Source organism: Ralstonia sp. GX3-BWBA (assembly GCF_003290055.1).
Lineage (GTDB): Bacteria > Pseudomonadota > Gammaproteobacteria > Burkholderiales > Burkholderiaceae > Ralstonia > Ralstonia holmesii.
This window is the reverse complement of sequence record NZ_QMKS01000012.1, coordinates 292,940-319,283: the sequence shown is the minus strand read 5'-3', so window position 1 is coordinate 319,283 and position 26,344 is coordinate 292,940. Positions and strand designations below refer to the sequence as shown.

Annotated in this window: 28 protein-coding genes; 21 read left to right on the top strand and 7 right to left on the bottom strand. The window is 62.2% G+C overall.

Annotated elements, in window-relative coordinates; translation table 11 throughout:
* Positions 1–151 precede the first annotated feature (151 nt).
* The gene (locus DOD19_RS15785; protein ID WP_024977182.1) at positions 152–1,525 is read left to right on the top strand and encodes an AAA-associated domain-containing protein; all 1,374 of its coding nucleotides are present in this window, start codon (positions 152–154) and stop codon (positions 1,523–1,525) included.
* A 160-nt stretch (positions 1,526–1,685) separates the two neighbouring features.
* Complete coding sequence (locus DOD19_RS15780; protein ID WP_024977181.1) at positions 1,686–2,648, top strand: mannuronate-specific alginate lyase; 963 nt, start codon at positions 1,686–1,688, stop codon at positions 2,646–2,648.
* Positions 2,649–2,700: 52 nt separating this feature from the next.
* Here DOD19_RS15780 and DOD19_RS15775 read toward each other — a convergent pair whose 3' ends face one another.
* A complete protein-coding gene (locus tag DOD19_RS15775; RefSeq protein WP_112186479.1) occupies positions 2,701–5,976 on the bottom strand; it encodes an autotransporter outer membrane beta-barrel domain-containing protein in 3,276 nt (1,091 codons plus the stop codon).
* Positions 5,977–6,511: 535 nt separating this feature from the next.
* Here DOD19_RS15775 and DOD19_RS15770 point away from each other — a divergent pair.
* The 5 genes from DOD19_RS15770 to DOD19_RS27735 all read left to right on the top strand — a co-directional run bounded on the left by DOD19_RS15770 (position 6,512) and on the right by DOD19_RS27735 (position 11,309).
* Positions 6,512–7,522, top strand: a complete 1,011-nt coding sequence (locus DOD19_RS15770; protein WP_112186477.1) for a dienelactone hydrolase family protein — start codon at positions 6,512–6,514, stop codon at positions 7,520–7,522.
* Positions 7,523–7,600: 78 nt separating this feature from the next.
* A complete protein-coding gene (locus DOD19_RS15765; RefSeq protein ID WP_024977178.1) occupies positions 7,601–8,563 on the top strand; it encodes a chromate resistance protein ChrB domain-containing protein in 963 nt (320 codons plus the stop codon).
* Between the two features lie 26 nt (positions 8,564–8,589).
* On the top strand, positions 8,590–9,762 hold the full coding sequence (locus DOD19_RS15760) for a chromate transporter (protein ID WP_112186475.1): 1,173 nt from the start codon (positions 8,590–8,592) through the stop codon (positions 9,760–9,762).
* 181 nt (positions 9,763–9,943) lie between these two features.
* Positions 9,944–11,119, top strand: coding sequence for a DUF4382 domain-containing protein (locus DOD19_RS15755; protein WP_024977176.1), 1,176 nt, complete (start codon positions 9,944–9,946; stop codon positions 11,117–11,119).
* 40 nt (positions 11,120–11,159) lie between these two features.
* The gene (locus tag DOD19_RS27735) at positions 11,160–11,309 is read left to right on the top strand and encodes a hypothetical protein (RefSeq protein ID WP_037031851.1); all 150 of its coding nucleotides are present in this window, start codon (positions 11,160–11,162) and stop codon (positions 11,307–11,309) included.
* A 74-nt stretch (positions 11,310–11,383) separates the two neighbouring features.
* On the opposite strand, the gene DOD19_RS15750 is transcribed toward DOD19_RS27735, so the two are convergent.
* From DOD19_RS15750 to DOD19_RS15735, 4 genes are all read right to left on the bottom strand, one after another.
* A complete protein-coding gene (locus DOD19_RS15750; RefSeq protein ID WP_235193199.1) occupies positions 11,384–11,608 on the bottom strand; it encodes a hypothetical protein in 225 nt (74 codons plus the stop codon).
* A gap of 163 nt (positions 11,609–11,771) precedes the next feature.
* Complete coding sequence (locus DOD19_RS15745; RefSeq protein ID WP_024977174.1) at positions 11,772–12,077, bottom strand: hypothetical protein; 306 nt, start codon at positions 12,075–12,077, stop codon at positions 11,772–11,774.
* Between the two features lie 175 nt (positions 12,078–12,252).
* Positions 12,253–13,077, bottom strand: a complete 825-nt coding sequence (locus DOD19_RS15740; RefSeq protein ID WP_112186473.1) for a hypothetical protein — start codon at positions 13,075–13,077, stop codon at positions 12,253–12,255.
* Positions 13,078–13,104: 27 nt separating this feature from the next.
* Positions 13,105–14,097, bottom strand: a complete 993-nt coding sequence (locus DOD19_RS15735) for a lysozyme inhibitor LprI family protein (protein ID WP_112186471.1) — start codon at positions 14,095–14,097, stop codon at positions 13,105–13,107.
* A gap of 171 nt (positions 14,098–14,268) precedes the next feature.
* Between DOD19_RS15735 and DOD19_RS15730 the strand changes: the two genes are divergently transcribed.
* The 7 genes from DOD19_RS15730 to DOD19_RS15700 all read left to right on the top strand — a co-directional run bounded on the left by DOD19_RS15730 (position 14,269) and on the right by DOD19_RS15700 (position 19,155).
* The gene (locus DOD19_RS15730; RefSeq protein WP_112186469.1) at positions 14,269–14,724 is read left to right on the top strand and encodes a lysozyme inhibitor LprI family protein; all 456 of its coding nucleotides are present in this window, start codon (positions 14,269–14,271) and stop codon (positions 14,722–14,724) included.
* 486 nt (positions 14,725–15,210) lie between these two features.
* The gene (locus tag DOD19_RS15725; RefSeq protein ID WP_024977171.1) at positions 15,211–15,534 is read left to right on the top strand and encodes a metalloregulator ArsR/SmtB family transcription factor; all 324 of its coding nucleotides are present in this window, start codon (positions 15,211–15,213) and stop codon (positions 15,532–15,534) included.
* A gap of 11 nt (positions 15,535–15,545) precedes the next feature.
* Positions 15,546–16,034: an ArsI/CadI family heavy metal resistance metalloenzyme gene (locus tag DOD19_RS15720; RefSeq protein WP_112186467.1), complete on the top strand. Its 489-nt coding sequence runs from the start codon at positions 15,546–15,548 to the stop codon at positions 16,032–16,034.
* 10 nt (positions 16,035–16,044) lie between these two features.
* Entirely contained in the window at positions 16,045–16,539 is a 495-nt protein-coding gene (locus DOD19_RS15715; protein WP_112186465.1) for an arsenate reductase ArsC, read from the top strand.
* Between the two features lie 15 nt (positions 16,540–16,554).
* On the top strand, positions 16,555–17,628 hold the full coding sequence (gene arsB, locus DOD19_RS15710; RefSeq protein WP_112186463.1) for an ACR3 family arsenite efflux transporter: 1,074 nt from the start codon (positions 16,555–16,557) through the stop codon (positions 17,626–17,628).
* A gap of 235 nt (positions 17,629–17,863) precedes the next feature.
* Positions 17,864–18,772, top strand: a complete 909-nt coding sequence (locus DOD19_RS15705; RefSeq protein ID WP_112186461.1) for an alpha/beta hydrolase — start codon at positions 17,864–17,866, stop codon at positions 18,770–18,772.
* Between the two features lie 119 nt (positions 18,773–18,891).
* Complete coding sequence (locus DOD19_RS15700) at positions 18,892–19,155, top strand: hypothetical protein (protein ID WP_239498017.1); 264 nt, start codon at positions 18,892–18,894, stop codon at positions 19,153–19,155.
* 55 nt (positions 19,156–19,210) lie between these two features.
* Here DOD19_RS15700 and DOD19_RS15695 read toward each other — a convergent pair whose 3' ends face one another.
* On the bottom strand, positions 19,211–19,582 hold the full coding sequence (locus tag DOD19_RS15695; RefSeq protein WP_112186457.1) for a hypothetical protein: 372 nt from the start codon (positions 19,580–19,582) through the stop codon (positions 19,211–19,213).
* A 613-nt stretch (positions 19,583–20,195) separates the two neighbouring features.
* Between DOD19_RS15695 and DOD19_RS15685 the strand changes: the two genes are divergently transcribed.
* Genes DOD19_RS15685 through DOD19_RS15675 form a run of 3 tightly spaced genes read left to right on the top strand, consistent with a single transcriptional unit; the run spans position 20,196 to position 22,525 of the window.
* Positions 20,196–20,672 (top strand): hypothetical protein, encoded by a 477-nt coding sequence (locus DOD19_RS15685; RefSeq protein ID WP_112186453.1) that lies wholly within the window; start codon positions 20,196–20,198, stop codon positions 20,670–20,672.
* Between the two features lie 35 nt (positions 20,673–20,707).
* The gene (locus tag DOD19_RS15680) at positions 20,708–21,940 is read left to right on the top strand and encodes a DUF6402 family protein (protein ID WP_162634375.1); all 1,233 of its coding nucleotides are present in this window, start codon (positions 20,708–20,710) and stop codon (positions 21,938–21,940) included.
* 57 nt (positions 21,941–21,997) lie between these two features.
* Positions 21,998–22,525, top strand: a complete 528-nt coding sequence (locus DOD19_RS15675) for a hypothetical protein (protein WP_112186449.1) — start codon at positions 21,998–22,000, stop codon at positions 22,523–22,525.
* Positions 22,526–22,548: 23 nt separating this feature from the next.
* Here the strand turns inward: DOD19_RS15675 and DOD19_RS15670 are convergent, their stop codons facing one another.
* On the bottom strand, positions 22,549–23,085 hold the full coding sequence (locus DOD19_RS15670) for a hypothetical protein (protein ID WP_162634374.1): 537 nt from the start codon (positions 23,083–23,085) through the stop codon (positions 22,549–22,551).
* A 396-nt stretch (positions 23,086–23,481) separates the two neighbouring features.
* Here DOD19_RS15670 and DOD19_RS15665 point away from each other — a divergent pair, with 396 nt between their 5' ends.
* Genes DOD19_RS15665 through kdpA form a run of 4 tightly spaced genes read left to right on the top strand, consistent with a single transcriptional unit; the run spans position 23,482 to position 26,323 of the window.
* Entirely contained in the window at positions 23,482–24,288 is an 807-nt protein-coding gene (locus DOD19_RS15665; RefSeq protein WP_112186445.1) for a TorF family putative porin, read from the top strand.
* A 31-nt stretch (positions 24,289–24,319) separates the two neighbouring features.
* Positions 24,320–24,445 (top strand): hypothetical protein, encoded by a 126-nt coding sequence (locus tag DOD19_RS28165; RefSeq protein ID WP_024977160.1) that lies wholly within the window; start codon positions 24,320–24,322, stop codon positions 24,443–24,445.
* Entirely contained in the window at positions 24,442–24,531 is a 90-nt protein-coding gene (gene kdpF / locus DOD19_RS15660) for a K(+)-transporting ATPase subunit F (protein WP_102064073.1), read from the top strand. Before DOD19_RS28165 ends, kdpF begins: the two co-directional genes overlap by 4 nt.
* Positions 24,532–24,550: 19 nt before the next feature.
* On the top strand, positions 24,551–26,323 hold the full coding sequence (kdpA, locus tag DOD19_RS15655; RefSeq protein WP_112186443.1) for a potassium-transporting ATPase subunit KdpA: 1,773 nt from the start codon (positions 24,551–24,553) through the stop codon (positions 26,321–26,323).
* Positions 26,324–26,344 lie beyond the last annotated feature (21 nt).

Genomic DNA, 26,344 nt, shown 5'->3' with positions numbered 1-26,344 from the left:
GAGCATGCTCGTGATCCTGCTGCGCACCCCGATCTTGACCCTGCGATGCTCGCCGTACTCATGTACGGCTGCGCGTCTCGGGCCAACCTCTGGGCGCTCGCTACGGATCTTGAGCACGTTCTAAGACGACCTTATTTAGCAGAGAACACACATGGTTACCACCAGCACCCATAGCCAGAGCGCTGAAAGCGTCATGGAGCTGCGCGGCGTCTCGAAGATCTTCCGCACCGCAGACCACACCGACCGCGCCGTGCTCGAAGGCGTGGACCTCAATCTGCGCCAGGGCGAGATTGTCGCCATGCTGGGCAAATCGGGCTCGGGCAAGTCGACGTTGCTGCGCATCATGGCGGGCCTGGTGCGCGCCGATCGTGGCCAGGTGCTGTTCCGTGGGCGCGAGTACGCCGGCCCAGTACAGGGCATCGCGATGGTGTTCCAGTCGTTTGCGCTGTTTCCGTGGCTGACAGTGCAGCAGAACGTGGAGCTGGGCCTGGAAGCGCAAGGCGTGGCCAAGGCCGAGCGTGAAGAGCGCGCTGAACAGGCCATCGACCTGATCGGCCTGTCGGGTTTCAACAGCGCTCTGCCGCGCGAACTGTCCGGCGGCATGCGCCAGCGTGTAGGCATTGCGCGCGCACTGGTGACCGAGCCCGACCTGCTGCTGATGGACGAAGCGTTCTCCGCGCTCGACGTGCTGACCGGCGAGAACCTGCGCGACGAAATGCTCGACCTGTGGGAAGGCCGCCGCACCAACATCAAGAGCATCCTCATCGTCTCGCACAACATTGAAGAGGCAGTGATGATGGCCGACCGCATCGTCATCCTGTCGAGCGATCCGGGGCGCATCCGTGCGGAGGTGCGCGTGCCGTTCCCGCGCCCGCGCAATCGTGATTCCGCCGCCGTGCGCAACCTCATCGACGAGGTGTACGGTCTGATGACCTCGCCCGAGCGTGTGGGCGTGCATGTGGGCGTGGAGCCCGCGGCCGAGCAGCTTGCCTACCGCCTGCCCGATGCCGAAATCGGCCAGATGGAGGCCATTCTCGACCTGCTGGTCGAAGCGCCGTTCAACGGCCGTGCCGACCTGCCGCATCTGGCAGAAGAAGCCGGCGTGACCGACGACGACCTGCTGCCCGCGTGCGAAGCGCTAGCCCTGCTGCAACTGGCCACCATCGAGCGCGGCGACATCATCGTCACGCCGTTCGGCAAGACCTACATGGAAACCGAACCGCCCGAGCGCAAGGTGCTGTTCGGCCAGAAGCTGCTGGAGCGCGTGGCCCTGGCCGCGCACATCCGCGCCGAGCTGGACGCCAACGAAGACGGCGAGATCCGAGAAGAACATGTGCTGCGCGAACTGGAGGCGTACCTCAAGCCCGAAGAAGCCGAACGCGTGCTCAAGATCGGCATCGAATGGGGCCGCTACGGCGAGGTGTATGAGTACGTCTACAACACCGGCATGCTGACCCTGCCCCGTGAAGAGCGCGAGGAACGCGAAGAGCGTGAGGCGCAGGAAGGTGGGGATAACGCGGCGTAAGAGCGCGTTGCTGCTGACGTAAGAAGAGCCGCTTGATGCGGCTCTTTTTCATAGTCGCTACAGTTTGTAACCCCCAGTCAACGTTGCGGAACACCTCGGCGTTTTGCACGAGCGGACGCCGCGTTCATGTGAGCCACTCCGCATCCTCCCGGGGGTTCCAATGCGCCGTGCGTCCGTTCAAACGCTGTTCGCCATTTCGCTGGCCATTGGCACCGGCTTCGGTCTGGTGCATGCAGCCCGCGCGTGCGAGATCCCCGCACCGGTCAAGACGATCGATCCACCAGGCTTCTACGACGACGCGGCAGGCTATGCGCGCGACGTGAAACCGATGCGCAATTTCATCGCGCACCTCAACGCGTCGGCCGACAAGGGCGATTGGACCTGCGTACTGAGCCAGCTTCGAACGTGGGCCGAGGCAGATGCACTGATGGGCAAGATTTCCGGCTACCAGGGGTACTACGAGCGGTCATGGGCGGGAACGGATTTCGCCATGGTGCTTCTGCGCATGCCGAACGACATCCGCAAGCAAAACCAGCCGCAGTTGGATGCCATCGCACCTTGGCTCGAACGCATTGCCATCGCCACCCGCAACGCCGAAGCGATCAACCATCTGCATAACAACTTGGTGTATTGGGCCGGCCTCAATCTGATTGCCATCGGCACCGCGACGGACAACAGCGACCTGATCAACTCCGGGCTGCTGCGCGTTCGCGAGGGCATCCGCGATATCGGCCCGGACGGCGCGCTCGCACGGGAGGTCAAGCGAGGTAATCGTGCGTTGCACTACCACACGTTCGCGCTGATTCCGCTGGTGTTTGCCGCAGAACTGGCGCAGCGACGCAATATCGATCTGTACCGGGAGAACGGCCATGCAATTGGCCGCTTGGCGAACCTCGTGATCGAGGCGGTGATGGATCCGGCGAGCTTCGAAAAAATCACGCCCATCAAGCAAGAACTGTTTCCGTGGACCTTCCAGGATGAGCTGTGCTGGATGGAGCCTTACTACGCCCACGTGCGCGACCCACGCCTGCCTGTCCTGATTGCACCGCGCCGCCCGTTTGCCGAATGGCGGCTCGGCGGCAACGTCACGGCGGCATGGGGCGCGATGCTGCCCGGCCACTGAATGGGCCGAGCAGCGTCGCGCCGTATGGGCGCGCCTGGTTACGTGCGTTGCCTTACCACCCCCAGCGCACCCCTGCCTTGCCGTTCACCCCATGCAAGCGACGGTCCGCGCTGACCTGGTAGCCGAGGCTGGCATAGAACACGCCGTTCTTCGCCACCTGCGCCGTAAGGCCGCCCGTCAGCTCCAGCGTCGTGCTCGGCAGTTGCGACGTGAACGGCACGAAGCCACCATCCGGCGACGACATCTGCGTTCCCGTCTCACCGCGGAACTCGTGCCACACATTCGCACGCACCCACGCGGTGTGCTGACGTTCCGGCGATTCACCCCAGCGCTTGCTCACGCGCACGCCCAGGCGACCGAGCATCGAGTTCACCGAGTTGAAGCGCACGTCAGCGGCACCGTCGTTGGCATCGGCAAACGCGGCACGCTGAACCACGAGCTGCGCTTGCGGCTCGACACGCCATTGCGGTGACAGCGCGATCGGGTAGCCCGTCTCGAGCGATGCGGCGTAACCGAGCGCGTGCGTCTTCAGGCCGTTCACGCCGTGCGGCGAGGCATCGGCGTCGTAACGGGTGCCCTGCACCACGCCATCCAGATACCAGCCGGACGGGCCGAAGTGCGTCCAATACAGACCGACCGTGTTGGCGTTGACGGTGTCGCGGCCGGCGTCTGCGCCATCGGCGTGCGTCACGTCTGCCGCGATGCGGCCGGTGGCGAAGTAACCACCGGCATGGTCGTGGCTGCCGTCCTCGCGCTGGCGCTGGTAGACATCGGCACCGACCTGCACGCCGCCGAAGTCGTAGCTGAACGCGGGGCCCTGGTTACCGTAGATACCGTTGCCATCCGACATGCGGCTGCCCTTCTGGGCGATCACGCGTGCCCAGCCGGTGCGCAGCACGGGAGACGTGCCTGCCGGTGCGGTGGCCTGGTTGCTCTCTTCGCCCACGCGTTCGTGCAGCGTATCGAGCAGCGCGCGGCCGTATAGCAAGGTCAGCGACGGAATGGCGGTGTAGAGCGAGACTTCCGGACGCAGCGCAGGCTGCGTGGCGCTCGTGCCCGTGCCGATGCCCGTGCCTTGGGTCGCGGTCTGCAGGGTGCGCAAATACCAACTGTCTGCGCTGGCCGAGCCACCGCGCTGCAGCGTGTACTCATACGGGCCGGCGACGACTCGGTTGGCGAGTGCGAAGGCATTGGTCTGCGTGGTCGCGCCATTGATCGCGCTGACGACTTCGATGCCATCACCCGTGGTTCGCGCACCGGCGCCGCCAGCATTGGTGACGCGCACCGCCGTATTGCCGCTCGCCGTGCCGCCCGAGATGACGAGCTTGTCGGTCGGCGAATTGTCGGTGCCCAGCTTGGTGTTGATGGCCAGCACGCCGCCATTGCCGACGTAGTTGCCGTTGACCACCAGCGTGTTACCGACGCCTGCGCCACCAACCTGCACCGTGCCGGCGTTATTCAGCGCCCCATTGATCGTCAGGCTGCCGCCGCCAGCATTGGCAAACGCCGCCAGCGCATCGGCTACGGCCACCGTACCGTTGTTGGTGACGGCGCCGTTCACGGTGCCGTAGCCGCCCAGCGTGGCGCCGGCTGCAATCTGAACATTGTTGCCGCTGCCGCCCGCCATCGGTCGCAAGCTCTGCGGCGCATTGGTGGCCGACACGCCGAGCGCGGCACTGGCGTGCGTCGCGTCGCCGATGGCCAGCGCCCCGCTGGCGACCAACGTGTCGCCCTGGATCGCGTTGTTGGCGGTGAGCACGGTCGTGCCCGTGCCGGCCTGCGTGATGCCGCCCGTGCCGGAGACGGTGCCGCCGAAGGTGAACACGTCCGATCGGTTGAACGTCAGCGTGCCGTTGTCCACCACATTGCCCAGGATCGAGCCCGACGTACCACCGTTACCGAGTTGCAACGTCCCCGCCGCGACAGTGGTGCCGCCCTGGTACGTGTTGTCGCCCGCGAGCACCAGCGTGCCGCTGCCGGCCTTGGTGAGCGCCCCCACGCCCGAAATGCCCTGGCTCACGGTCGACGTAAAGCCCTGCGTATCGATCGTGCCGTTGGCATTGGTGATGCCGATGGCGCGTGTGGCCGCCACATCCACATTGCCCGTCAGTTGCAGCGTGCCGCCGTTGAATGTCAGGCCGCCCGCGGTGCCGCCCAATGCGCTGTCCGCACCAATGGCAAGCGTGCCCTGCGTAATGGTCGTGCCGCCGCTGTACGTATTGCCTGCACCCAGCGTGAGCGTGCCCGTGCCGGTTTTCTCCAGCGCACCTGCGCCGACGATCTGACCGGCATAGCTGCCATCCACGTCCTGTTGGAAGCGCACCAGGCCGTTGTTCGTCACGGCCTTCGTCACGCTCTGCGCATCGCCTTGCAGCGTGCCGCCGGCGTCCACCTGCATCGTGCCGGTGTAGGTGCCGTTGTTGCCTTGCAGGATCAGCGTGCCTTGCTGCACCTCCGCATTGGTCACGCCCATGCTGGCGAGCGTCTTGGACAGCGTCCACGTGCCGCTGTCCTGCTTCTGTAGGGTCTGGAAGTTGGTGATGGTGCCCAGCGTCGCGCTGTCGGTGCCGTTGAGTGTGATGACGTTGGCACCGCCGCCGCCGCTGATGCTGCCGCTCACCGACGAGCCGGTATAGACGTGCAAGGCATCATTGCCGCCCGCAAAGATCAGGTTGCCGATCACCTTGCCGCGATTGGTGAAGTCGACCGACCCGTTGCCCGACGCGCCCATCACGTTGCCGTTGGCGACGTCCGTCTGGATCGTCCCCGTGGCGTTGTTGATGACCGTGTTGCCGCCGGAGGTGTTCTGGAACCAGATCGCCGCGCCGTGCGCCGATTTGATCAGGCCGTCATTGACGATGGTATTGCCCGTGCCTTCCGGGTTGACGGCCTCTCCGCTCAGCTGTGTGCCGTTGGCCAGCACCTGCGCGCCTTGCTGCACCGTCAGCGTGCTGTTGTTGCGGAAGTCGATCGCGTTGCCGCCCGTACCGTAAAAGCCGGAGTTCGACACCGCGTTTGCGCTGACCGAGCCGCCGGTTTGCACCGTGATGTTGGCGTTGTCTCGCACGGCAATGGCGCTGGTGTCACCCACCGCCAGCGTGCTGCCGTTCTGCACCGTCACCGTGCGATTGTCTTCTGCCGCCACGTTGCCGGTGCCGACGGTGGATGTGGTTGGGTTGGGTGCCGCCGTATCGCAGACGGTGATCTGCCCGGTGGTGGTGCAGTCTGCATGCGCAAGCGCCCCAAACAAGGCGAATGGCGAAGCAACAAGCGCGATGGAGACAAACTGAAGCCGCCCGCGGCGGCGCTGGAACAATGGCGTAGACATACGTTTGCGTCCGCGCGCACGCGAAAAGAAGCCGCTACGTCTGTCCCCCCGGACAGACGTAGCGCGATTTGCGCAGACTTCCCCTTCTTATCTTTTGATGGTTTGATGAAGTCCAACTTCCCCGGTGGGCCAATCATCTCGCTGAGGTTGTCTCCGACCCGGCCCCGTCTTTTGCCGTGGACATGCCAGAACAACGCATCGCTGCGAGCATCAGCCCTGTCCGCGCAACTTGATCCACTGCATTTATTTTTAAAGTGGTGCGGACGGCGTGATTCTAGGAATGCCGATCAATAGCGATGTACAAAGAATGTAAAAATCAACGGTATTTGAGAATGTGTTTCTTCCCAACATCGAATGAGCCGCGTTTTATTTCCATTCAATAAAGAAAGAAGCGAAGAACCGCTACCAACCTAGAATTCCAGCGATGACCCTTTCTCTACTATTGAAAGAACAAATGAGAAGCTGCACTGATTTGCGCGATGAAAAAGACGCCTGGTGCATATACGCGTGGCGGTGGAATGCAATCGGCGCGTTGATGCTCGGCATCCTCGTCATCGCGCTGATCTCCGTGCCTGCTTCAGCCCAGGAAATCGTCAGCGATCTCTCTGCAAAACCAACGGGCCGGATCCACTTCAACAGCGTCACCCCCAAAAGCAAATGGGAGCTGGTGCATCGCAAGTTCGACAAGACGCCCACGCCCATCTGGGGCACGTTGTATCTGCCCGAGACCCTGCAGGGTCGGGTGCCCGCGATGGTGATCTCTCACGGCTCGGCGGGGCCGCAGCAGAAAGACGTCGACCGGTGGGTACGGCTGTTCAACCGGATGGGCATGGCCGCCTTTGTGGTGGACTCGTTTGGCCCACGCGGCATCACCAATACGATGGACAACCAGTCGCAGCTGAACCCGGCGGCCAACGACGCCGATGCGCTGTTCGCGCTCAAGCTGCTGAGCACCGACCCGCGCATCGACCCGAAGCGCATCGGGCAGATCGGTTTTTCACGCGGCGGCGGCGTGGCACTGGACATGACGCTCGATGCGTTCCGCAAAGGTGTCATCGATGACGACACGCGGTTTGCGGCGCTCATCGGCTTCTACCCGGGGTGCTCCGCGTTCTGGTGGGAAGTGCCGCCGCCACCGCTGGCAGGCGCCCCGCTGATGCTCGCGCTGGGCGAGAAAGATGACTACACGCCCGCGCAGCTCTGCCGCAATGCGGCGGAGATCATGCAGCGTGACGGGCAGGCCGTTGACGTGCACGTCTACCCCGGCGCGTATCACGACTTCGACAACACGCGGGCGTACTTCAAGTACTTCCCGGGTGCGACCACGGCGCGCGAGTGCCCGCAGACCATGATCGACGTGCAGCACGATGCGTACTACCACCTGCAGACCGGTGAGAAGTACGCCAGCCTCCAAGCGATGGAGGCTGACTACAAGCGCTGCACTGTCCGCGGTGTATCCACGGGCGCCAACCTGGAGCAAGCCCAGCGCGCAGAGGCCGACGTCAAGGCGTTTCTGACCAGAGCGATGGGTCTGTCTGTGCCGTGATGCGTGGGGCGGCGGGCACTTCTGTGTAGGCATCTCTACAACATTGCAGCGGTTATGACGCACGCCTATGCTGCCGTCATGACTGCCTCCCCCGATTCGTGGCTGCTGCTCATCGTCAGCCTGCCCACTGCCAGAGCAACCGCGCGCATGCGTATCTGGCGCGCCATCAAAGCCATCGGCTGTGCGGCCTTGCGCGATGGCGTTTACCTGCTGCCTGCGCGTGCCGAACACGCAGCGCAACTCAATGACCTGGCAGACGAGACCTTGCAGGAAGACGGCCAGGCGTGGGTACTGCGCGTGCAGGCCAGCGATGCGGCGGAAGACGCGGCCTACCGCGCCCTGTTCGACCGCACGCCCGACTATGCCGAGTGGCTGGCCGAGCTGTCTGAAGCGCGCAAGACGCTCCCTGACCTGCCCAGCGCCGAGCGCAACCGGCTTCTGCGCCGCCATGCCCGCGCCTACGAGGCCATCCGCAAGATCGATTTCTTCTCCAACGAAGCGACCGTGCGCGCCGATGCGCAATGGCGCGACTTTGCTGCGGCGGCCGAAGCCACGCAATCGGCGGGCGAACCCCGCGCCGCTTCCGGCAGCATTCCGCGCCGTGATCCCACCCAATATCAGGGCCGCCTGTGGGCAACACGCCGGCACTTATGGGTGGACCGCGTTGCCAGCGCCTGGCTCATCCACCGCTTCATCGATCCGCACGCGCGGTTCCTGTGGCTCGACAGCCCGTCCGATTGCCCTGCCGATGCGCTCGGCTTCGACTTTGATGGCGCAGCATTCACGCATGTTGGCGAGCGCGTCTCGTTTGAGGTGCTCATCGCCAGCTTTGGGCTCGATGACGACGCCGGGCTCGCGCGCCTGGGCGCCATGGTGCATGCGCTCGACGTGGGCGGCGCGGCCACGCCGGAAGCCGGCGGGTTCGAGGCGATCCTGGCGGGCGCCCGCAAGCGGCTGACGGACGACGACGCCTTGCTCGCAGAGATCGGCACCGTGCTCGATTCGTTGTATGTGCATTTTTCCAGCGGCCGGAAAACATGACCGCAGTCACCCATCGCAGGTAGCCCATGAACATTGCCCCCGAACACCCCACCTACACGCTGCGGCAGCTGGTCCTGTATTTCCTCCGGCTTGGCGCATTGGGCTTTGGTGGCCCCGTTGCGCTGGCTGGCTACATGCGCCGCGACCTGGTGGAAACACGCCACTGGATCACCGACGCCGACTACAAGGAGGGCCTCGCGCTCGCCCAGCTCGCGCCGGGGCCGCTGGCCGCGCAACTGGCCATCTACCTCGGCTACGTTCACTACCGCATCGTCGGCGCCACGCTGGTCGGCATTGCCTTCGTGCTGCCCTCGTTCTTGATGGTGGTGGCGCTGGGCTGGGCCTATGTCCGCTTTGGCGGCCTGACGTGGATGCAGTCGGTGTTCTACGGCGTGGGCGCGGCAGTGATCGGCATCATCGCCATCAGCGCGCACAAGCTCACCACCAAGAGCGTCGGCAAAGACAAGCTGCTGTGGGCCGTCTACCTGCTGCTGGCGGCAGTGACGGTGGTGACTGAATCCGAAGTGGCGTGGCTCTTCCTGGCGGCCGGCGTTCTGGTGTGGTTCTGGCGCGCGCCGCCCAAGTGGCTGCGCCAGGGCCGCATGAACGCGGTTGCCGTCACACCCGTGGCAGCGGCCAGCGGTTTGCTCGGCACGATCGATTGGCCCTTGCTTGCGCAGCTTGGCGCGTTCTTCGCCAAGGCCGGGGCGTTCGTATTTGGCTCGGGGCTCGCCATCGTGCCGTTTCTCTACGGCGGCGTGGTCACAGGGCACCACTGGCTCAACGACAAGCAGTTCGTCGACGCGGTGGCCGTGGCCATGATCACACCCGGCCCGGTGGTCATCACCGTCGGCTTTATCGGCTACCTGGTGGCGGGCCTGCCCGGCGCGTGTGTGGCCGCGCTTGGCACGTTTCTGCCGTGCTACCTGTTCACCATCCTGCCGGCGCCGTACTTCAAGAAGTACGGCAAGCTGCCCGCCATCCTGGCCTTTGTTGATGGCGTAACAGCAGCGGCCGTGGGTGCCATTACCGGCGCGGTAATCGTCCTGGCCAAGCGCTCGATCGTGGATGTGCCGACGGCGCTCTTGGCCGTGGCCACAGTGTTGCTGCTGGTGAAGTTCAAGAAGCTGCCCGAGCCAGTGATCGTGGCGGGGGCTGCGTTGCTTGGCTTGGGGCTGTATCCGCTGCTGCATCGCTGACACACGATCGGCGGTGCCCGATCGCGCGCCGCAATATCTTCGGCGCACCGCAAGCGTTTGCAACCCAAATGGGTGAGACCACCCTCACCCCTGCGGCGTTACGATTGGTTTCAAATCGACCAAAGTGCGTGCCATGGCCAGGACTATGCTTCGGGCACCCCCCCAAACTGAGGAGACAACCATGAGAACAACTTATCGGAACATCCTGCTTGCATTGCCTCTGCCGTTCCTCATCGCAGCATGCGGCGGCGGGGATGGCGGTACGGATGCCGGCACGGGCACCCTCCATGTCTCGATGACGGACGCACCGTCCTGCGGCTTTGATCACGTCTACGTCACGGTCAACAAGGTGCGCGTGAACGCCAGCGCGTCGGCCGCCGACACCGACGCCGGCTGGACCGACATCGCGTTGGCCACACCGCAGAAGGTCGATCTGCTATCGCTCACCAACGGCGTGCTGACTGACCTCGGTACGGCCCCGCTGCCCGCCGGGCAATATCAGCAGTTGCGCCTGGTGCTGTCTCCCAATCAGGGCAACACGCTGGCCAATTCCGTGGTGGTCACTGGCTCGTCGACCGAGCAGGCGCTGGCCACTCCCAGTGGCACGCAGAGCGGCTACAAGATCATCCAGCCCTTCACGGTGCAGCCCAACACGCTGGTCGATCTGGTGCTGGATTTCAACGCCTGCAAATCGATCGTGCAGCAGGGCAATGGCGGCTACAGCCTCAAGCCTGTCGTTACGGCAACGCCTACGGTCGTGAGCGGTTCGATTACCGGCTACGTGCCCGCCGCACAGGCCGGCGCTACGGTCTATGCCGAGCAGAACGGCCAGGTCATCCGCGGCACGGTGGCGGACTCCACGGGCAAGTTTGTGCTGTCGCCGCTGGTGCAGAGCAGCACCAATGGCGCTTATGACGTGGTGATCGTGGACAACGCACAGCCGACTGGCCACGCCACGGGCATCATCCGCACCGTGCCTGTCACGGCCAGCACGACGACCACGGTTTCCACCACCGGCGCGCCGATCACGCTGCCGGCCTCCACCACCAATACCGCCTCCGGCACGGCGACCGCATCGGCGCAGGCCACGCTGCGCGCGCTGCAGACGGTGAACTCGGTGTCGTACGAGATCACCTCGGCCAATGCCAACCTCGATACCGGCGCGTACTCGCTGGCGTTGCCCGCGGCCGCACCGTTGGTCGGCACGTACAGCGCGACGCTGCCGATCGCGCTGTCGGCGGTGTCGGCATCGGCGGGCCAGTATTCGGTCCAGGCCACCAGTGCATCGGGCACCACGCTGAGCAATCCGGTCAACGTTTCGGCCGGCAGCCAGACCGGGGTCAACTTCAGTTTCTAACCAGGGAAAAAGGGGGGCGGAGCCCGCCCCTCATCACACAATGAAGAACATCATCCTCATCCTGTCTTTGGGCGCATCGCTGCTGGGCGGTTGTGTCTATCTGCCCGACGATGGCCCCGTCATGCGCCCACAAGGCGGCCCGGGCAATGGCTTCTGCCCGCCGGGACAGGCGAAGAAGGGCAATTGCTGAGCCGTTGACTTCGTACTCGCGCAACAAAAAAGCCGGTCAGCGTGACCGGCTTTTTCTTTGCTGCGTTGCGGCGCTTACTTGCCCTTGCCCGCGCGCTTGTGCTGCGTGGATTTGCCATGTTGATGCGCACGGTCTGCCGCACGCGCCTTGCCTTTATCGCGGTCCATGCTGTCCGGGCCGTTGGTGTTGGACATGCCGTGGCTGCTCATATGTGCAGCAGAGCCGCCACCGGCGTTCCCGCCCTTGGCCTGCGCCGACAGCGAAACGGTGCACAGCGCAGCCATTGCGGCTGCCACCATCCATTGTGCTCGGGTCATCTGTTTCCTCCTTCTCGGTTTTGGTTCCACCGATTGTAGGGACGCGCAGATGAGGATGTGCGTTTGAGTGCAACCAAACGTAACGACAACCGCAGGTGCACCGCACAAGGGGATGGGCAGGGGATGAGCGCCGCGAGGCGTCACCTCACTTCCACTTGGCGCCGATCTCCGCCAACCCCGCTTTCTGTAGATCCTCCGCACTCATCACGATGCGGAACTCACAGTCTGCGTTGAACAGCAGAAACCACGGCTCCGCCAGCGCGGGAATGTGCGAGGCTGATTCCACATTGACGATGAGCACTGCGCCGCGATGGCCGTTCTGCTCCGTGAAGTAGACAACCTCGGGCTTGCTCTCGGCCATCACGCGCGGAATCAGCTCGGCGATGGAACCGTCGCGCACGTAGGTGTTGAAGGGTTCGTGCGGAATCCGCACGTTGACGAGCATGCGCATGATTTGCCTCCTGGGTGATGGCCAGGGCAAGCGCCGCGACAAAGCCGCCACGGCCATGCATGGCCGAACACCGTAGGTATAGGACGGGCGCCGCGTTTGCGTTATCAGCCGTTGGCTGGGCGAGATGGCGTAGACGCCAGGATGAGGGCGGAGCGATCCCGCCCACGCTTGCCTCTCAATCCAACGGCATCAGCGCCTTCGGCACGACGTATTGCTTGCCGTCATGCGCAAGCCGGTAGGTTGTGCGCCGCGGCTTGGCGTCGTGCGTCTGGCATTCGCCGGCCTTGTCGACCGTGTTGGTGGACGAGGACTTGGTTTCCGACACCGCGATATCGGCGTACCCGTTGTGGGTGTCCGATGTCATGTTCAGCGTGCGCTTGGTTTGCTCGAACGCGCCGGCGCAGTTGGTATCCCATTCACCGCCGCCGCTTTCCACGACAACGCCGTTCAACACCGGTTTCAATTGATTGCCCTGGACGGTGTAGAGCCATAGGCCGGTCTCGTTGAACGGATTGGGCCGCGAGTCGCCCTCTTTGACGATGCGCACCCCGAATGCCATCTGCCCTGGCGCGACCACGTAGCGCGCGGTATCGAACGTGACGGACCGGATGCGCACCGCATCGTCCGACATACGCGCTGGCAGGCGCAGACGTTGCCGGATGCTGCCGTTGGCGCTGTCGAGCACGAACAGTTCAAGGTCGCCTTCATTGGTGCCCGCGTCTGCGTCCTCCTGCTGCATGAGCGGCACGGCCATGAGCGTGAGTTCCGGATGCGCGGGCCACGTGCGGCACACCACTGCATGCGGGTCGGACTCCTCCGGCAATTGGATGCGCGCGTCGCCGACCTTGTAACCACGGCCTGCACGTTTTGCAGCGGGGTAGGCCCGCTTGATTGCGATGTCCACCTGGGCGGTGCAGGCGTCTTCAGCAGCGTGGAGGGTTTGCGCGGCAAGCAGCAGGCCGGCAGCGCACAGCAGAGGGGTCAGGCGAGCGTGTTTCATGTCTGTTGAGGTTGTTTGTGAGCGCGTTCACTTCGGCATCGGCTCGTAATGCACCTTGCTGCGCCATTTGCCGTTGACGAGTGTTTCCACGGTGACTTTCATCTTGTCGCCGCTGCCCTGCGCGTCATCAATGCGGCGTTCAACGGCGACCGGTACATCGTGTTCGACGGCGTACACCGTGCGCTCGTGATAGCAGCAACCGCTCTTCGCCCACGTGCGCAGACGCTTGTTCTTGGCATCCACTTCAAAGAACCCGAGTGTTTCCAGAATGAGCCCCGTCATCTCACTGTTGCGCACAAAGCGCTGGGTCTGCGCATTGAACAGATAGACGTCATAGCTGGGGCCACCGTAACTGCCCTCGTTGCCGGTCTGGATGCCGAAGTCCTCCTTGCCGTCGAAGTTGAAATCGCCAACGTTGATCACGCCCTGGTAGTCATAGAGACGCGTCGAATTGACCAGCGGCCCCATGCCCCCCTTGGGCAGCGTGACAAACACCTTCGGCAGGTTGATGACCTGACGCGCGGCGCGTTGGCCCCTGTCATGAATGAGCAACTGGGCGGGCCCTTCGCAGGTGGTGTCCTCTTTACTGCTTTCCGCGGGACAGGCTTCGAGCATGCGGAGCACGAAGTCGTGCTGCTTGGCGATCGCCTTCAGGTGGTAAACCGGGCCATCCACTCGCTCGCCCGGATCGGGAAACACGGGTTGCGATTTCACCTCGTCAATGCGCGTGCGGTACGCCTCTTTCAACGCTGCCACGTCGATCTGGCCGGAAGGCGCACGCTGTTTCAACCATTCGCGTTGTTCGGCCTTCAATGCGTCGGTGTCGGCGCCGCGCTTGTTCAACGCAGCGCGGTACACATCGGCCAGTTGGCTATCCAGAGCGGAGAGCTGCGCGTCATTGCAGATGGCGTGCTCGATCGGGCTGCGTGCGGCGTTGCAATCAAAGCTGGCAGCGTGCGCGGCCGCGGGCAACAAGATGATGGCAAATGCGATGGCGCAGATGCTGCGAAATGGCGTCATTGGATGAACCCTTGGGAACCAGCGGTGAGCGTGTGCGCGATTGTGCTGTGGAATTTGGCCGTGTGGTGCGCTTTCTCCGCACATGGCCGCACTCATGGCTCGCCCCGTGCGGCACGGCAAGACTTTTCCTACCATGGCAACCACCCGGCTGTGAAAACCATGAGGTACGCAATGGCCCTTCCGATGCACATCAATCCCCGCCCGACACGCCGTTCTGCCAACCAGGCTGTGCGTCGCGCCGTGCGCGCGTTATCACTCGCGGCTCTGCTGCTGCCCTTGGCCGCATCGGCCGCCGACCCGGTCGACGACGCGCTCCAGCAATGCCTGAAGAGCCCGCGAGGCGCCACGACGGCCGGCATGACCGAGTGCACGCACACCGCCTACCAAGCCTACGACCGCCAGATGAATACGCTGTATCAGGCGGTCATGAGCAAGACGGACCCTGCCTCCCGCCAGGCCATCCGCAACGCCCAACGTGCATGGCTGGCCTATCGAAACGCACAGCGGGCCGCCGACAACGCACCGTGGCGCGCAGACAGCGGCTCAATGGCGAGCCCCGATATTGAAGGGCTGAACGTCGAGGCGATCCGGGCGCGCATTGCCGAGCTGGAGTATTACCCGCACTAGTCGGACTTGAAGAACCCCGCTGTGGATAACGCACCCTGCCCCTGTGAATAACTCCAGGGACAAGCGTGTTGGTTCTCCGGGGTCAGTGGGCAGATAGCACAGGAACAACTTCCCACTGGGTCGACAGGGTCAGACGCGATGCCCCGGACTCATCCACGCGACAGCACACGCTGTCCGATGGGTTGTCCGTTCTGCAAGCCTTTGATGTCAAAGCGCTTTTGGTGCTTATCCACAGGACTTATCCACCGTTATCTACTACTACTATCTGTATACATAAAGAAGTAAACCTATAAACCCTCTGTCGGGCATCGAGCCCCTGGCTGGGTTGTGGGCAAAGCAGCATGCAGGCGTTGGCCATTGGTGATGCAGCCACCGAATGCCACCGCCCAATCTCTCGCGCAATAGCGTCAAGTGCTCCCCAAGTTGTTCCCGACATCGCAGGCTGATCGCCTTGCTGCCGTCAAACATTTCGAATATATTGGAAATATGGAAGAAAACGACGCTATCCGATCCCTCGCCGCGCTGGCCCATGGCATTCGCCTGCAAGTGTTCCGCATGCTGGTGGTTGCGGGGCCAACGGGCCTCACGCCAGGCGCGATTGCCGAACAGCTCGACGTGCCGGGTGCCACGCTGTCATTCCACCTCAAGGAACTGACAGCCGCGCGCCTGGTGACGCAGGAGCGCGACGGCCGCAACCTGATCTATCGCGCGGCGTATGACCACATGAACGCCCTGCTGGGCTTCCTGACCGCCAACTGCTGCCAGGGCGAAACCTGCCTGGAAGCAAACGCCGCCGCCTGCAAGTGCTGAAGGAGCATCCCATGAAACGATTTCACGTCCATCTCCACGTTGACGATCTGAGCAAGAGCATCGCCTTCTACTCGAAGCTGTTTGCAGCCGAGCCGACGCGTGTGGAGACCGATTACGCCAAGTGGATGCTGGACGACCCACGCATCAACTTCGCCATCTCGACGCGTGGCAGCGCCGCGGGCGTGGACCATCTTGGCTTCCAAGTCGATGACGCTGCCGAGCTGGCCGAGCTGAAAGCCCGCGCCGAAGCTGCAGACGTGGCCCTATTGGACGAAGGCGAAACCACCTGCTGCTATGCCCGCAGCGACAAGCACTGGATTACCGACCCGCAGGGCATCGCCTGGGAGCACTTCCATTCGCTGGGCAATATCCCGGTGTTTCGCGAAGACAAGAAGGAAGAAGCCACGACGGAAAGTTCTGCCTGCTGCGCACCCCGCGCCCCGAAAGGCAAGCCGATCGGTATCGCAGTGAAGTCCGGCTCCGGCTCATCCTGCTGCTGACAGCGAACCCATGACCACCAACGTCCTCATCCTCTGCACCCACAACTCCGCACGCAGCGTGCTGAGCGAAGGCATGCTCAACCATTGGGCCCAACAACTCGGCAAAGACGTGCGCGCCTACAGCGCCGGCAGCGCACCGAGCGGCCGCCTCAACCCGTTTGCACTCGAAGCCCTCACCAACGCAGGCATCGACACCACCGGCTACCGCAGCAAGAGCTGGGACGAGTTCGTTGCAGACGGCGCACCGCAGATGCGCATCGTCATTACCGTGTGCGACAGCGCTGCAGCGGAGACCTGCCCGTATTGGCCCGGCAGTCCCGTGAAAGTGCATTGGGGCTATGCCGACCCATCCAATGCGCCGGGCGGTGACGAAAGCAAGCGCCAGGCCTTTGAGCTGACACGCCAGGCCATCGGCTACCGCATGCTGCAACTGCTGGCCCTGCCGCTCGACACGCTCAGCAACGCCGAGCTTCAGGCCGCGCTTGAACGCATTTCGCAAAACTGATCTGAAGCCTGTCCAATGACTGCATCGAGCGTAGCGCCGCCAGCACAGGCCGCCACAAGGCCCGCCATCAACTTCTTCGAGCGCTACCTGACTGTCTGGGTGGCGCTCTGCATCGTTGCCGGCATCGTGCTCGGCCAAGTGCTGCCTGGCCTGTTCCAGCAGATCGGCCGGATGGAATACGCACAGGTCAACCTCCCGGTCGGGCTGTTGATCTGGGTGATGATCATCCCGATGCTGGTCAAGGTGGATTTTGGTGCGTTGCATGAGGTGCGTCAGCACGTCAAAGGTATTGGCGTCACGCTTGTCGTGAACTGGCTCGTCAAGCCGTTCTCGATGGCGTTTCTCGGCTGGTTTTTCATCCGCCACCTGTTTGCGCCGATGCTGCCTGCAGACCAGATCGACAGTTACATCGCGGGCCTCATCCTGCTGGCCGCCGCGCCGTGCACGGCGATGGTGTTCGTGTGGAGCCGGCTGACGGGCGGTGATCCGCTGTTCACGCTGTCGCAGGTCGCGTTGAACGACAGCATCATGGTCATCGCATTTGCGCCGTTGGTTGGGCTGCTGCTGGGCATGTCCGCCATCACGGTGCCGTGGGCGACGCTGCTGACCTCGGTCGTCCTCTACATCGTCATCCCTGTGATCCTTGCGCAGATCTGGCGCAAGGCGCTGCTCGCGAAAGGCCAATCGGCGTTCGATGCGGCAATGGCGAAGATCGGCCCGTGGTCAATCGCTGCGCTGTTGGCGACGCTGGTGTTGCTGTTCGCGTTCCAGGGTGAAGCGATCCTGAAACAGCCGCTGGTCATCGCCTTGCTGGCGGTGCCGATCCTGATTCAGGTGTTCTTCAACTCTGCGCTTGCGTACTGGCTTAACCGGGCAGTTGGCGAGAAGCACAATATTGCGTGCCCGTCGGCCCTGATTGGCGCATCGAACTTCTTCGAGCTGGCCGTTGCGGCGGCGATCAGCCTATTCGGTTTCCATTCCGGTGCGGCGCTGGCCACCGTCGTCGGCGTGCTGATCGAAGTGCCGGTCATGCTTCTGGTCGTGCGCATTGTTAACCGGACGAAGGGCTGGTACGAGTGCCGTACCTAGCAGTACACGTTTCGATCTAGCGCTCAGCGCGCTCCCGGTCGTTCGCGGCGAACCGCCAAAGTTCGCATTGCCGCGACCGGCCATCCCTCCCCCCTCCTTCTCGCTTGCGTCGCGCCGGGCGCGTACTACTCTTGACGAGGCCCTGCGTCGCGCGTTTGCCCGCAGCGTGTGTGGCTCGATCTGCAGGCTGCTTCCTCATCGGCCCGGCCAGCCACCCGCCCCCGGAGAGAAAGCCATGCGAAAACTGTTTGCCGCCGTCGCGCTCATGCTTGCCATGACGCCCTTTGCGCAAGCGCAGGTCAAGCCGTATCCGCCGGGCTTTCGGCACCAGAACATCCAGACCGACGGGGCGACGCTGTTTGTGCGCGTCGGCGGCAGCGGCCCGGCCGTGGTGTTGCTGCACGGCTTTGGCGACACCGGCGACATGTGGGCGCCCCTGGCGGCCGAGCTGGCCCGCACGCATACCGTGGTGGTGCCGGATCTGCGCGGCATGGGGTTGTCGTCGCACCCCGAGGGCGGCTATGACAAGCGCACCCAGGCCGCCGACATCCGGGCCGTGCTCACGAAGCTGAACATTGATCAGGCCGATGTGGTCGGCCACGACATCGGCACCATGGTGGCGTTTGCCTATGCGGCACGCTATCCGGACAAGACCACGCGGCTGGTCGTAATGGATGCGCCCGTGCCGGGAGTGCCACCGTGGGAGCAGATCGTCCGCTCGCCCAAGCTCTGGCACTTCTCGTTCGGCGGCCCCGATGCCGAGCGGCTGGTCAAGGGCCGCGAGCGCATCTACCTCGACCGGTTCTGGAATGAATTTGCCGGCGACCCTTCCAAGATCGACGAAGCCACGCGGGTCCACTACGCCCGCCTTTACGCCAAGCCGGGCGCCATGCATTCAGCGTTTGCGCAATTCCTGTCGATCCCGCAAGACGCGGAAGACAACCAGAAATCCATCGCCACCAAGCTGCCCATGCCGGTGCTGGCCATCGGCGGCGCAAAGTCCTTCGGCGAGAACGAGGCCATCGTCATGCGCAATGCCGCCACCAACGTGCAGGAGCTGGTGATTCCCGATGCGGGGCATTGGTTGATGGAGGAACAGACGCAGGCTACGGTGAATGCCGTTGTTAAATTTCTGGCGCAGTAGCGTCGGTCTTCTTTATTGGTGTTTCACGCAGCGCAACGAGAGAGGAGTCTCCAATGCAGCCAGTCGTCCGAGTTTCAATTCTGCGGTGCCCGCCAGACAAGTTTGCCGAGATGCGGCAGATGATGAACGATCTCGAAGCGGTGCTCCGGCCGGGCATCGAGGCCATGCGAGGGCTGGTCGCGTTCTATGTGGGCGAGGACGAGTCGACATCGTCGCTGTCGAACGTGAGCCTGTGGGCTGACCTGGACGCGGCCAAGCAACTGGATACGTTCCGCCCGATGCTGGATTCGGGCAAGCCCTTTATCGACAAGGGCGGCACGTTCGAGCGGCCGATCATGAATTACCTGCCGATGTGGGAGTTGAAGCCGGTGGAGAAGGTTTGAGGTTTTGCAGAGACCATGGCATTCCCGCCCGTCACGGGAATGCATCAATCTGGTTTTACTGGCTGTAGCCCCGCCGCTCTATGGCAGCTAATACGTCCCACGTTTGCGGATCGACTTCGCGTCCCCCGAGCGACATCGATACGTAAGCATCAATCGCATCCACAAAGCCTTTGATGAACGCTGGCGGGAATGCGTGTGCAGAGAGGTGTTGAAGCTGCTCGCGCAGCATGCCCGGCCGGCATTGGCCGTGCGTACACATGGCGGTGCGCGTGCGCTTGAGGTACGCCTGTGCCGCGATGGCGCCGTTCAGGTAGGTGCGGTTCTTGGTGAGCCTGCCTGTGTCGGAGGATGTGGGCGCTGCGGGTGGAGATGATGGTGGGGATGGATACGACGCGATTCTCCGCGCCGTCTGCTCGCTGCTAGACATAAGGACCTCTCGGAGATGGTGAAAGGCCCGACTTTCGTCGCTAAACGAGGGAGGCGGGCCCGACGATGGGGTTAGCGATCCGGCTCTCCGAGAAAACCGGTAGACCCGAAGGTCTCCCCACCCGGCCCGCCATAGAAAGCGCGCGAGTGTACTGAGGCCTGCCGCGTGTGACGGCGGCCTCTTCGGAGAGTTACGGATCGCTAAACCCGTGCTGCCGTTGGTGCGGCAGCGGGAGGGATTATAGCGATGGGGGTACGCGCCGAATTCTGATTTTCGCATGTCGACTTCTCAGCTTGACTCGCCAAGCACCGAGCTCGGGCTGCCGAGCAAAAAGCCCCGCATGTCGAGCTCCGAGCTCGGGCCGCCGAGCAAAAAGCCTCGCACGCCGAGCTCTGAGCTCGACCCGCCGAGCAAAAAGCCTCGCACGTCGAGCGCCGAGCTCTGGCCATCGAGAACGCCTCTCGATGTGTCGAGTTGTGAGCGCCGCATCAGATCATTCTGATTCTTCGCCCGAAACCCCCTCCTGGCATTGCGGACCAGCGCCGCAGCGGCCAATCTCCCGCCCTCGTGCCCTTGACTGCACTGCACCGCCAATTGATTTGCGAGGAGTGAAATGCCGCAGAACTTGATTTCGTATCAGCTCACCTCGGCCGATCTGGCCGCTGTGGACGGCGCGCTGAAGACACTGGAAGACCGGCTCGCCAGCCTGATCGACCTCACCCCGGTTCAGCGCAGAACGCTGGTGAAGATGGGCGACAAGTCCGAAGCCTTCGCGCGTAAGGCCGTGGAGGTGCTGAACAACAACCCCAACCTGCTGCCCGGCAATTTCGACCTCGCCGAACTGCGCCGCGATCTGGCGGGCTTCGATCAGCTACGCAGTCGTCTCATGCGCGTGGCCCGCATTCACGAGCGCATGGCGGATTCGCAGTTGGCGCTGGGCAGCGATGTGATGAGCGCCACGTTGGAGGGGTATGCGTTTCTCAAGGTGGCGGGTCAGGGCGAAGGGTTGGATGCGGCGCGGAAGGCGCTGGCGGTGCGGTTTAGTCGGGGGCCGCAGAAGCGGGCGGATGACGCGGTCACGTCAGCTTGATAGCCGGACAAGCAACTTCAAAGGTAGGAGACGCAGTGAATAAGCCAGACGAGAAGCCGTTGTTTTTCGAGAGAAGCATCCTGTTTCAGCCGTGGTGGGTTCCCTCTAAGGGCGCCTGTACTGCAGTCGATGCAGAAGAATTTTCCCTATCGATGGCGAGACCGGCGCCACCGTTGCGCGACCAGCCTCCCCCCTCACCCCCACCCTCGAAGCCAACAGAACCCAAGCGACCGCCGAAGAGCGCGATCGAGGCGTTTCTGGATTTCAAAGACTGGCTCAATACGCCACCACCACCAAAGCGCCCAAAGCCTGCAGTCACACCGGAAATCAAAAAGCCAAGAGTGAAGCCTTTCGACATTCAGCAAATTCCTGACGCAATGGACCGCATTGGTTGGTCGATGTCAGCAAAGCTGCAAAGAAAATGGTTTGCTGGTGAACTGAACTACATCACAAGCGACAAGGGGGAGGCGCTCAGTGTGAATCAGGATGGGAAGCCATTTCAGCCAGACATGATTGATACAACCATGTTTAAGTTGGATTGGATTCTTAAATTTGATCGAGCAAAAATCAAGTATGAGGATTTGACAAGAAATAAGATATTCACCAAGAAAGCTAGGAGCGTTATTGTTGATATGGTCAGGGGAACACAACCCTCTCAATACACCGTAGACGCCTGGGGGCTTTGCGGAGAGAGTGTCCATGATCTTCACAAGAGTTGGCAGTACCAATTTATTTCCGTCGACAGCAATGGTGGCGAGAAATTCGCAATGCTGTTCAGGGGAATTCAGTGGGAAAATGGGCGATTCATGGACGATCTGTACGGCTCGCTTGGGGCATTCGCGTTCTACCTCGCCCTTGGTAAGTATCGCTATACAACATACGTTGATCGCAATAATAAGGTCTTCGGTAGAATCGAAATCCGTGAGGTTTGCGCATATATGCGCGACATTTTCACGTTCTACGATCGCTCGACCGAATCGGGGAGTCAGTATTTGGGCCATTGGAACCATACTGGATTTGTTGTCCTTGTAGACGCGATCGCGATTGGCGAGACAACAAAGAAGCGTGGAGCGAGGCTGCCCTATTCCAAAAATGGAGCTATTGAAAATTGGACAATATACTACCCCGTCTACAATGACAGCTACCGGGATTGGCAGTTGAAGCACAAGCAGGGTGGTGATTTAATTTTGTATTCTGATGTAAGAAAAATATATTTTAATCGCCCGTTCGTTATCAAATTTGATCTGAATACGGGAGAAACCTTGTAGGGCGCCCACGGTAATTTTCTTTTCTTGGTATGCGATCCCTGTTGCAAGGTGATTTATATGATGCCTGGTTTGGGTGCGAGTTTGTTTATCCTGATTCGCTGGCTGTTTACAGCGATTGCGATAGGTTTGATCTCGACATGCGTTCTCTATTTCTTGTTTCAGAAGATCTGGTGGCGGAACAACGCCGGTAAGGCAGAGGTCGAAAATGCCGGGCGCCTCGTGGCCGAAAGCTTCCTAAAGCGCAGATGCAAAACGATGCTGCTTATTGCTATTTTGATAATTGGTGCGCAATATGGGCTGGCAGCGCGCCATCGCATGGGTGCGAGTGCTTGCGAACAAGAGAAAAGCAGAGATCATCAATATATTGGTGAGATCTGCCTCCTTCCATACGAGGATGGAACGCTATTTAGACTTTATGATGCAAATACAAAGGCGATTTTGGCGAAAAGAGAGTATTACGATCTGGCGCCGAAGATGTTTTTTGATCGCGATCGAGTCTATTACAGCATGGATGCCTCGAGAGAGGATGCATATATCCTGCTGCCGCCCTCCCCTCTCGACCGGATCATGGCAAAACTACCATGAGACGAAATTAATCTATTCAATGCTTAACGCTGCAGGGTTCCGTTTGCGAAATTCCGAATGTCCCGCAGACCGTAATAGACCGCTTCCATGCTGCTAGCGCTATGAGCGACTTTCAACGGTGCTATGTAGGCTTGTCGAACATTTTGAAACGACCCGCTCCGACCCAGTCCACCGAAATTCGAGGCAATGCAGAAATAGCTTTTATGCCCCTTGGTTAGGATCGAATAAATGGCCTTCGAAGAATCAATGCGTTGTGGACGATCCCTTCCTAGCCTCTTTGCCTGGGAAATCGGAATCCTCCGATCTCCGACAACGATCAGGTCATGCGAACCCTTGTTCGCAGTCGCATAGCCAAACGTTACGCCATGGCGAACACAGGAAAAAACCGAGTAGCCGTGAATTTCGTCGTCGCTGACTGTTCCAGTGCTCTCAATCTCAGCGTAGTCGACGTCCGGCCCGGCACTTTCCAGAAGCATGCAGCTTCTCACGATCGATTCGGGAATCTGAGCAATCCCATTGAGCGAAAACAATCCCGAGCACAGTGCAATCCATCGCTTCACGAATGCTCCTTGGAATCCATGCGCGCATCTCCTAGCTCGTTGTGTATCGCGTTGACCTTGCCGTTCTCGGCAAGCCGAAAGAGTCGCGACCAAGCCTAGCCAGAAGGGGCCTGGATATCTGCAAAGGTTTGTGCCTGTTGGATGTGCTGCAGCGGCTCAAAGTTGGCGACCGGCTAGAAGGCCATTGGCCATCAATCGCTGATCCGGCAGTGGTGCGTTTTTACACCGCGTTTACACCCCTCCCCCCAACCTTTACCCCGTTTTTACCCCCCTTTCCCTACTGTTGCACTGCACGCAGGCCCTGTGACGGGAGCCTGCCTGCACGCCGCATCCGGCCCCAGTTGACGCGCACCTGCGCCGGGCCGTGCGGCACCCAAAACAACAAGGGAAAGGTCCATGCAAGCCAAGGTTTCTTTGCACGCCACCGTCATCGGTGGCGTTGTCTTCTGTGCCGCAGCACTGTCCAGCGCGGCCGCTTTTGCGCAGTCCACTGAGGCTGCGCCGGCGCCCGTTGCCACACCGGCCGCGCCCGCCAGCCCGCTCACGGCCAACGTCACGCTGGCCAGCCAGTACCGCTATCGCGGTCTCATGCAGACCAACAACAAGCCCGCCATTCAGGGCGGGGTGGATTACGCGCTGCCCAACGGCTTCTATGTGGGCAACTGGAACTCGTCGATCAGTTGGCTGGGGGATTCCAACCCCAACGTCTCCGCTCCCATCGAGATGGATTTCTACGGCGGCTACAAGACCGAGCTGATGAAGGACGTGCCCATTGATGTGGGCGTGCTGCAGTACTACTACCCGGGTAGCTACCCCGACGGCTACACCCGCCCGCACACCACCGAGGGTTATGCACAGATCGGCTACGGGCCGGTCTCGTTCAAGTACTCGCACGCGTTCTCCAACCTGTTCGGCTTTGCCGACAGCCACCACAGCCAGTACTTCGACTTGTCGGGCAACTTCGACACCGGCTTCTGGGGCCTCACGCTGAACCTGCACGTGGGCTATCAGCAGGTGCCGCATCAGGTGGTGCGCACCTCGTATGCCGACTGGAAGGTGGGCGTGACGAAAGACTTCGGCAGCGGCTGGACGGCCTCGCTTGCGTACATCGATACCAACGCTGCGCGCGCCGCCTACACCAACGCGCGCGGCAATTACATGGGCAAGGCCACCGCGCTGCTGGCCGTGACCAAGACGTTCTAACGACCACGACCTGAAGGAAAGGGGAGCGCATATGGACCTCGTTTATCTCGCCGGCCTTGCGGTGCTGGCCCTGGCAGTGGGCGGCTTGCTCGCCCTCTCCGGCCGGCTTGCTGCCAAAGACCAACCCACCACGCACGCGATGGAGAAACAGCAATGACATGGCTCTATGTGCTGTCCGGGGCCATCACGGTGGCCCTGTTGATCTATCTGTTCGTGGCCCTGCTGTGGCCCGAACGCTTCTAACAACACTGCGAGGCACACCATGAATGCGTTCCTCCTCCAGCTGGCGATCTATCTGGTCGTGCTGCTGGTTCTGGCCAAACCGCTGGGCGCGTATATGACCGGCGTGTTTGGTGACAAGCCATCGCGTGCGCACTGGCTCGGCCCCATCGAGCGGCTGTTCTATCGCGTGGCCGGCGTCAACCCGCAGGCCGAGATGGGCTGGAAGCGCTATGCGCTGGCCGTTATCGTCGTCAACGTGCTAGGTGCGCTGGCGGTGTATGCGCTGCAGCGCGCGCAGCAGTGGCTGCCGCTCAATCCGCAGGGCTTTGCTGCCATTACGCCGGATTCGTCGTTCAACACGGCCATCAGCTTTGTGAGCAACACCAACTGGCAAGGCTATTCGGGCGAAAGCACGATGAGCTATTTCACGCAGATGCTCGGCCTGGCGGTGCAGAACTTCCTGTCAGCCGCCACTGGCATTGCGGTGGTGATCGCGCTCATTCGCGGCTTTGCGCGCCACTCGGCCAACACCATCGGCAACTTCTGGGTCGACTTCACGCGCGCCACGGTCTACGTGCTGCTGCCGCTGTCGATTCTGGTGTCGGTGTTCTTCGTGAGCCAGGGCGTGATCCAGAACTTCGATGGCTACAAGGAGGTGACCACCGTCACCGCCACCACGTACGACAACCCGAAGATGGACGCGCAGGGCAATCCCCTCAAGGATGCCCAAGGCAACCCCGTCACCGAGAAAGCCACCACGCAAACGCAGACCCTGCCGATGGGCCCGGTCGCGTCGCAAGAGGCGATCAAGATGCTGGGCACCAATGGCGGCGGCTTCTTCAACGCCAACTCCGCACACCCGTACGAGAACCCCAACGCGCTGACCAACTTCGTGCAGATGCTGGCGATCTTCATCATCCCGGCGGCGCTGTGCTTTACGTTTGGCGGCATGGTGGGCGATGGTCGGCAAGGCTGGGCTGTGCTGGCGGCGATGACGGTGCTCTTTGTGGTGCTTGCCGTCTTCCTGGCATGGGCTGAGCTGCACGCCAATCCGATGCTCGCCAACCTCGGCATCGATCAGGCGGTGGGCAACATGGAAGGCAAGGAAACGCGCTTTGGCATCGTGGCCTCGTCGCTGTTTGCCACGATCACCACGGCGGCGTCGTGCGGTGCCGTCAATGCCATGCATGACTCGTTGACCGCGCTGGGCGGCTTCGTGCCGATGTTCCTGATGCAACTGGGCGAAGTGGTGTTTGGCGGTGTGGGCTCGGGCCTGTACGGCATGCTGGTGTACGCCATCCTGGCCGTGTTCATTGCAGGCCTGATGATCGGCCGCACGCCGGAATACCTCGGCAAGAAGATCGAGGTGTTCGAGATGAAGATGACCTCCATCGCCATCCTCGTTACGCCGCTGCTGGTGCTCGTGGGCACGGCCGTGGCCGTGGTGGTGACGCAGGGCAAGGCGGGCATCTTCAACCCCGGCACGCACGGCTTCTCTGAAGTGCTGTACGCCTTCTCGTCTGCCGCCAACAACAACGGCAGCGCGTTTGCGGGCCTGTCTGCCAATACGCCGTTCTACAACGTGGCGCTGGGCATCTGCATGTGGCTGGGCCGCTTCTGGATCATCGTGCCGGTGCTGGCCATGGCAGGCACGTTTGCCGCCAAGAAGCGCCTGCCCGTGACGGCCGGCACGCTGCCCACGCATGGGCCGCTGTTTGTAGTGCTGCTGATCGGCTCGGTGCTGCTGGTGGGCGCGCTCACGTACATCCCGGCCCTCGCGCTCGGCCCCATCGCAGAACACCTTGCGCGCTAAGCGCAAGGCGAGTCGTCTACC

Bases quoted from the DNA above. Each gene is read 5' to 3' on its own strand.
- DOD19_RS15695 (WP_112186457.1), bottom strand. From the start codon at position 19,582: ATGTCTAGCAGCGAGCAGACGGCGCGGAGAATCGCGTCGTATCCATCC.
- arsB (WP_112186463.1), top strand. From the start codon at position 16,555: ATGACTGCATCGAGCGTAGCGCCGCCAGCACAGGCCGCCACAAGGCCC.
- DOD19_RS15740 (WP_112186473.1), bottom strand. From the start codon at position 13,077: ATGAAACACGCTCGCCTGACCCCTCTGCTGTGCGCTGCCGGCCTGCTG.
- DOD19_RS15785 (WP_024977182.1), top strand. From the start codon at position 152: ATGGTTACCACCAGCACCCATAGCCAGAGCGCTGAAAGCGTCATGGAG.
- DOD19_RS15745 (WP_024977174.1), bottom strand. From the start codon at position 12,077: ATGCGCATGCTCGTCAACGTGCGGATTCCGCACGAACCCTTCAACACC.
- DOD19_RS15750 (WP_235193199.1), bottom strand. From the start codon at position 11,608: ATGGTGGCAGCCGCAATGGCTGCGCTGTGCACCGTTTCGCTGTCGGCG.
- DOD19_RS15775 (WP_112186479.1), bottom strand. From the start codon at position 5,976: ATGTCTACGCCATTGTTCCAGCGCCGCCGCGGGCGGCTTCAGTTTGTC.
- DOD19_RS15725 (WP_024977171.1), top strand. From the start codon at position 15,211: ATGGAAGAAAACGACGCTATCCGATCCCTCGCCGCGCTGGCCCATGGC.
- DOD19_RS15770 (WP_112186477.1), top strand. From the start codon at position 6,512: ATGCTCGGCATCCTCGTCATCGCGCTGATCTCCGTGCCTGCTTCAGCC.
- kdpA (WP_112186443.1), top strand. From the start codon at position 24,551: ATGAATGCGTTCCTCCTCCAGCTGGCGATCTATCTGGTCGTGCTGCTG.
- DOD19_RS15665 (WP_112186445.1), top strand. From the start codon at position 23,482: ATGCAAGCCAAGGTTTCTTTGCACGCCACCGTCATCGGTGGCGTTGTC.
- kdpF (WP_102064073.1), top strand. From the start codon at position 24,442: ATGACATGGCTCTATGTGCTGTCCGGGGCCATCACGGTGGCCCTGTTG.
- DOD19_RS15730 (WP_112186469.1), top strand. From the start codon at position 14,269: ATGGCCCTTCCGATGCACATCAATCCCCGCCCGACACGCCGTTCTGCC.
- DOD19_RS15780 (WP_024977181.1), top strand. From the start codon at position 1,686: ATGCGCCGTGCGTCCGTTCAAACGCTGTTCGCCATTTCGCTGGCCATT.
- DOD19_RS15715 (WP_112186465.1), top strand. From the start codon at position 16,045: ATGACCACCAACGTCCTCATCCTCTGCACCCACAACTCCGCACGCAGC.
- DOD19_RS28165 (WP_024977160.1), top strand. From the start codon at position 24,320: ATGGACCTCGTTTATCTCGCCGGCCTTGCGGTGCTGGCCCTGGCAGTG.
- DOD19_RS15765 (WP_024977178.1), top strand. From the start codon at position 7,601: ATGACTGCCTCCCCCGATTCGTGGCTGCTGCTCATCGTCAGCCTGCCC.
- DOD19_RS15685 (WP_112186453.1), top strand. From the start codon at position 20,196: ATGCCGCAGAACTTGATTTCGTATCAGCTCACCTCGGCCGATCTGGCC.
- DOD19_RS15760 (WP_112186475.1), top strand. From the start codon at position 8,590: ATGAACATTGCCCCCGAACACCCCACCTACACGCTGCGGCAGCTGGTC.
- DOD19_RS15755 (WP_024977176.1), top strand. From the start codon at position 9,944: ATGAGAACAACTTATCGGAACATCCTGCTTGCATTGCCTCTGCCGTTC.
- DOD19_RS15700 (WP_239498017.1), top strand. From the start codon at position 18,892: ATGATGAACGATCTCGAAGCGGTGCTCCGGCCGGGCATCGAGGCCATG.
- DOD19_RS15675 (WP_112186449.1), top strand. From the start codon at position 21,998: ATGATGCCTGGTTTGGGTGCGAGTTTGTTTATCCTGATTCGCTGGCTG.
- DOD19_RS15735 (WP_112186471.1), bottom strand. From the start codon at position 14,097: ATGACGCCATTTCGCAGCATCTGCGCCATCGCATTTGCCATCATCTTG.
- DOD19_RS27735 (WP_037031851.1), top strand. From the start codon at position 11,160: ATGAAGAACATCATCCTCATCCTGTCTTTGGGCGCATCGCTGCTGGGC.
- DOD19_RS15720 (WP_112186467.1), top strand. From the start codon at position 15,546: ATGAAACGATTTCACGTCCATCTCCACGTTGACGATCTGAGCAAGAGC.
- DOD19_RS15705 (WP_112186461.1), top strand. From the start codon at position 17,864: ATGCGAAAACTGTTTGCCGCCGTCGCGCTCATGCTTGCCATGACGCCC.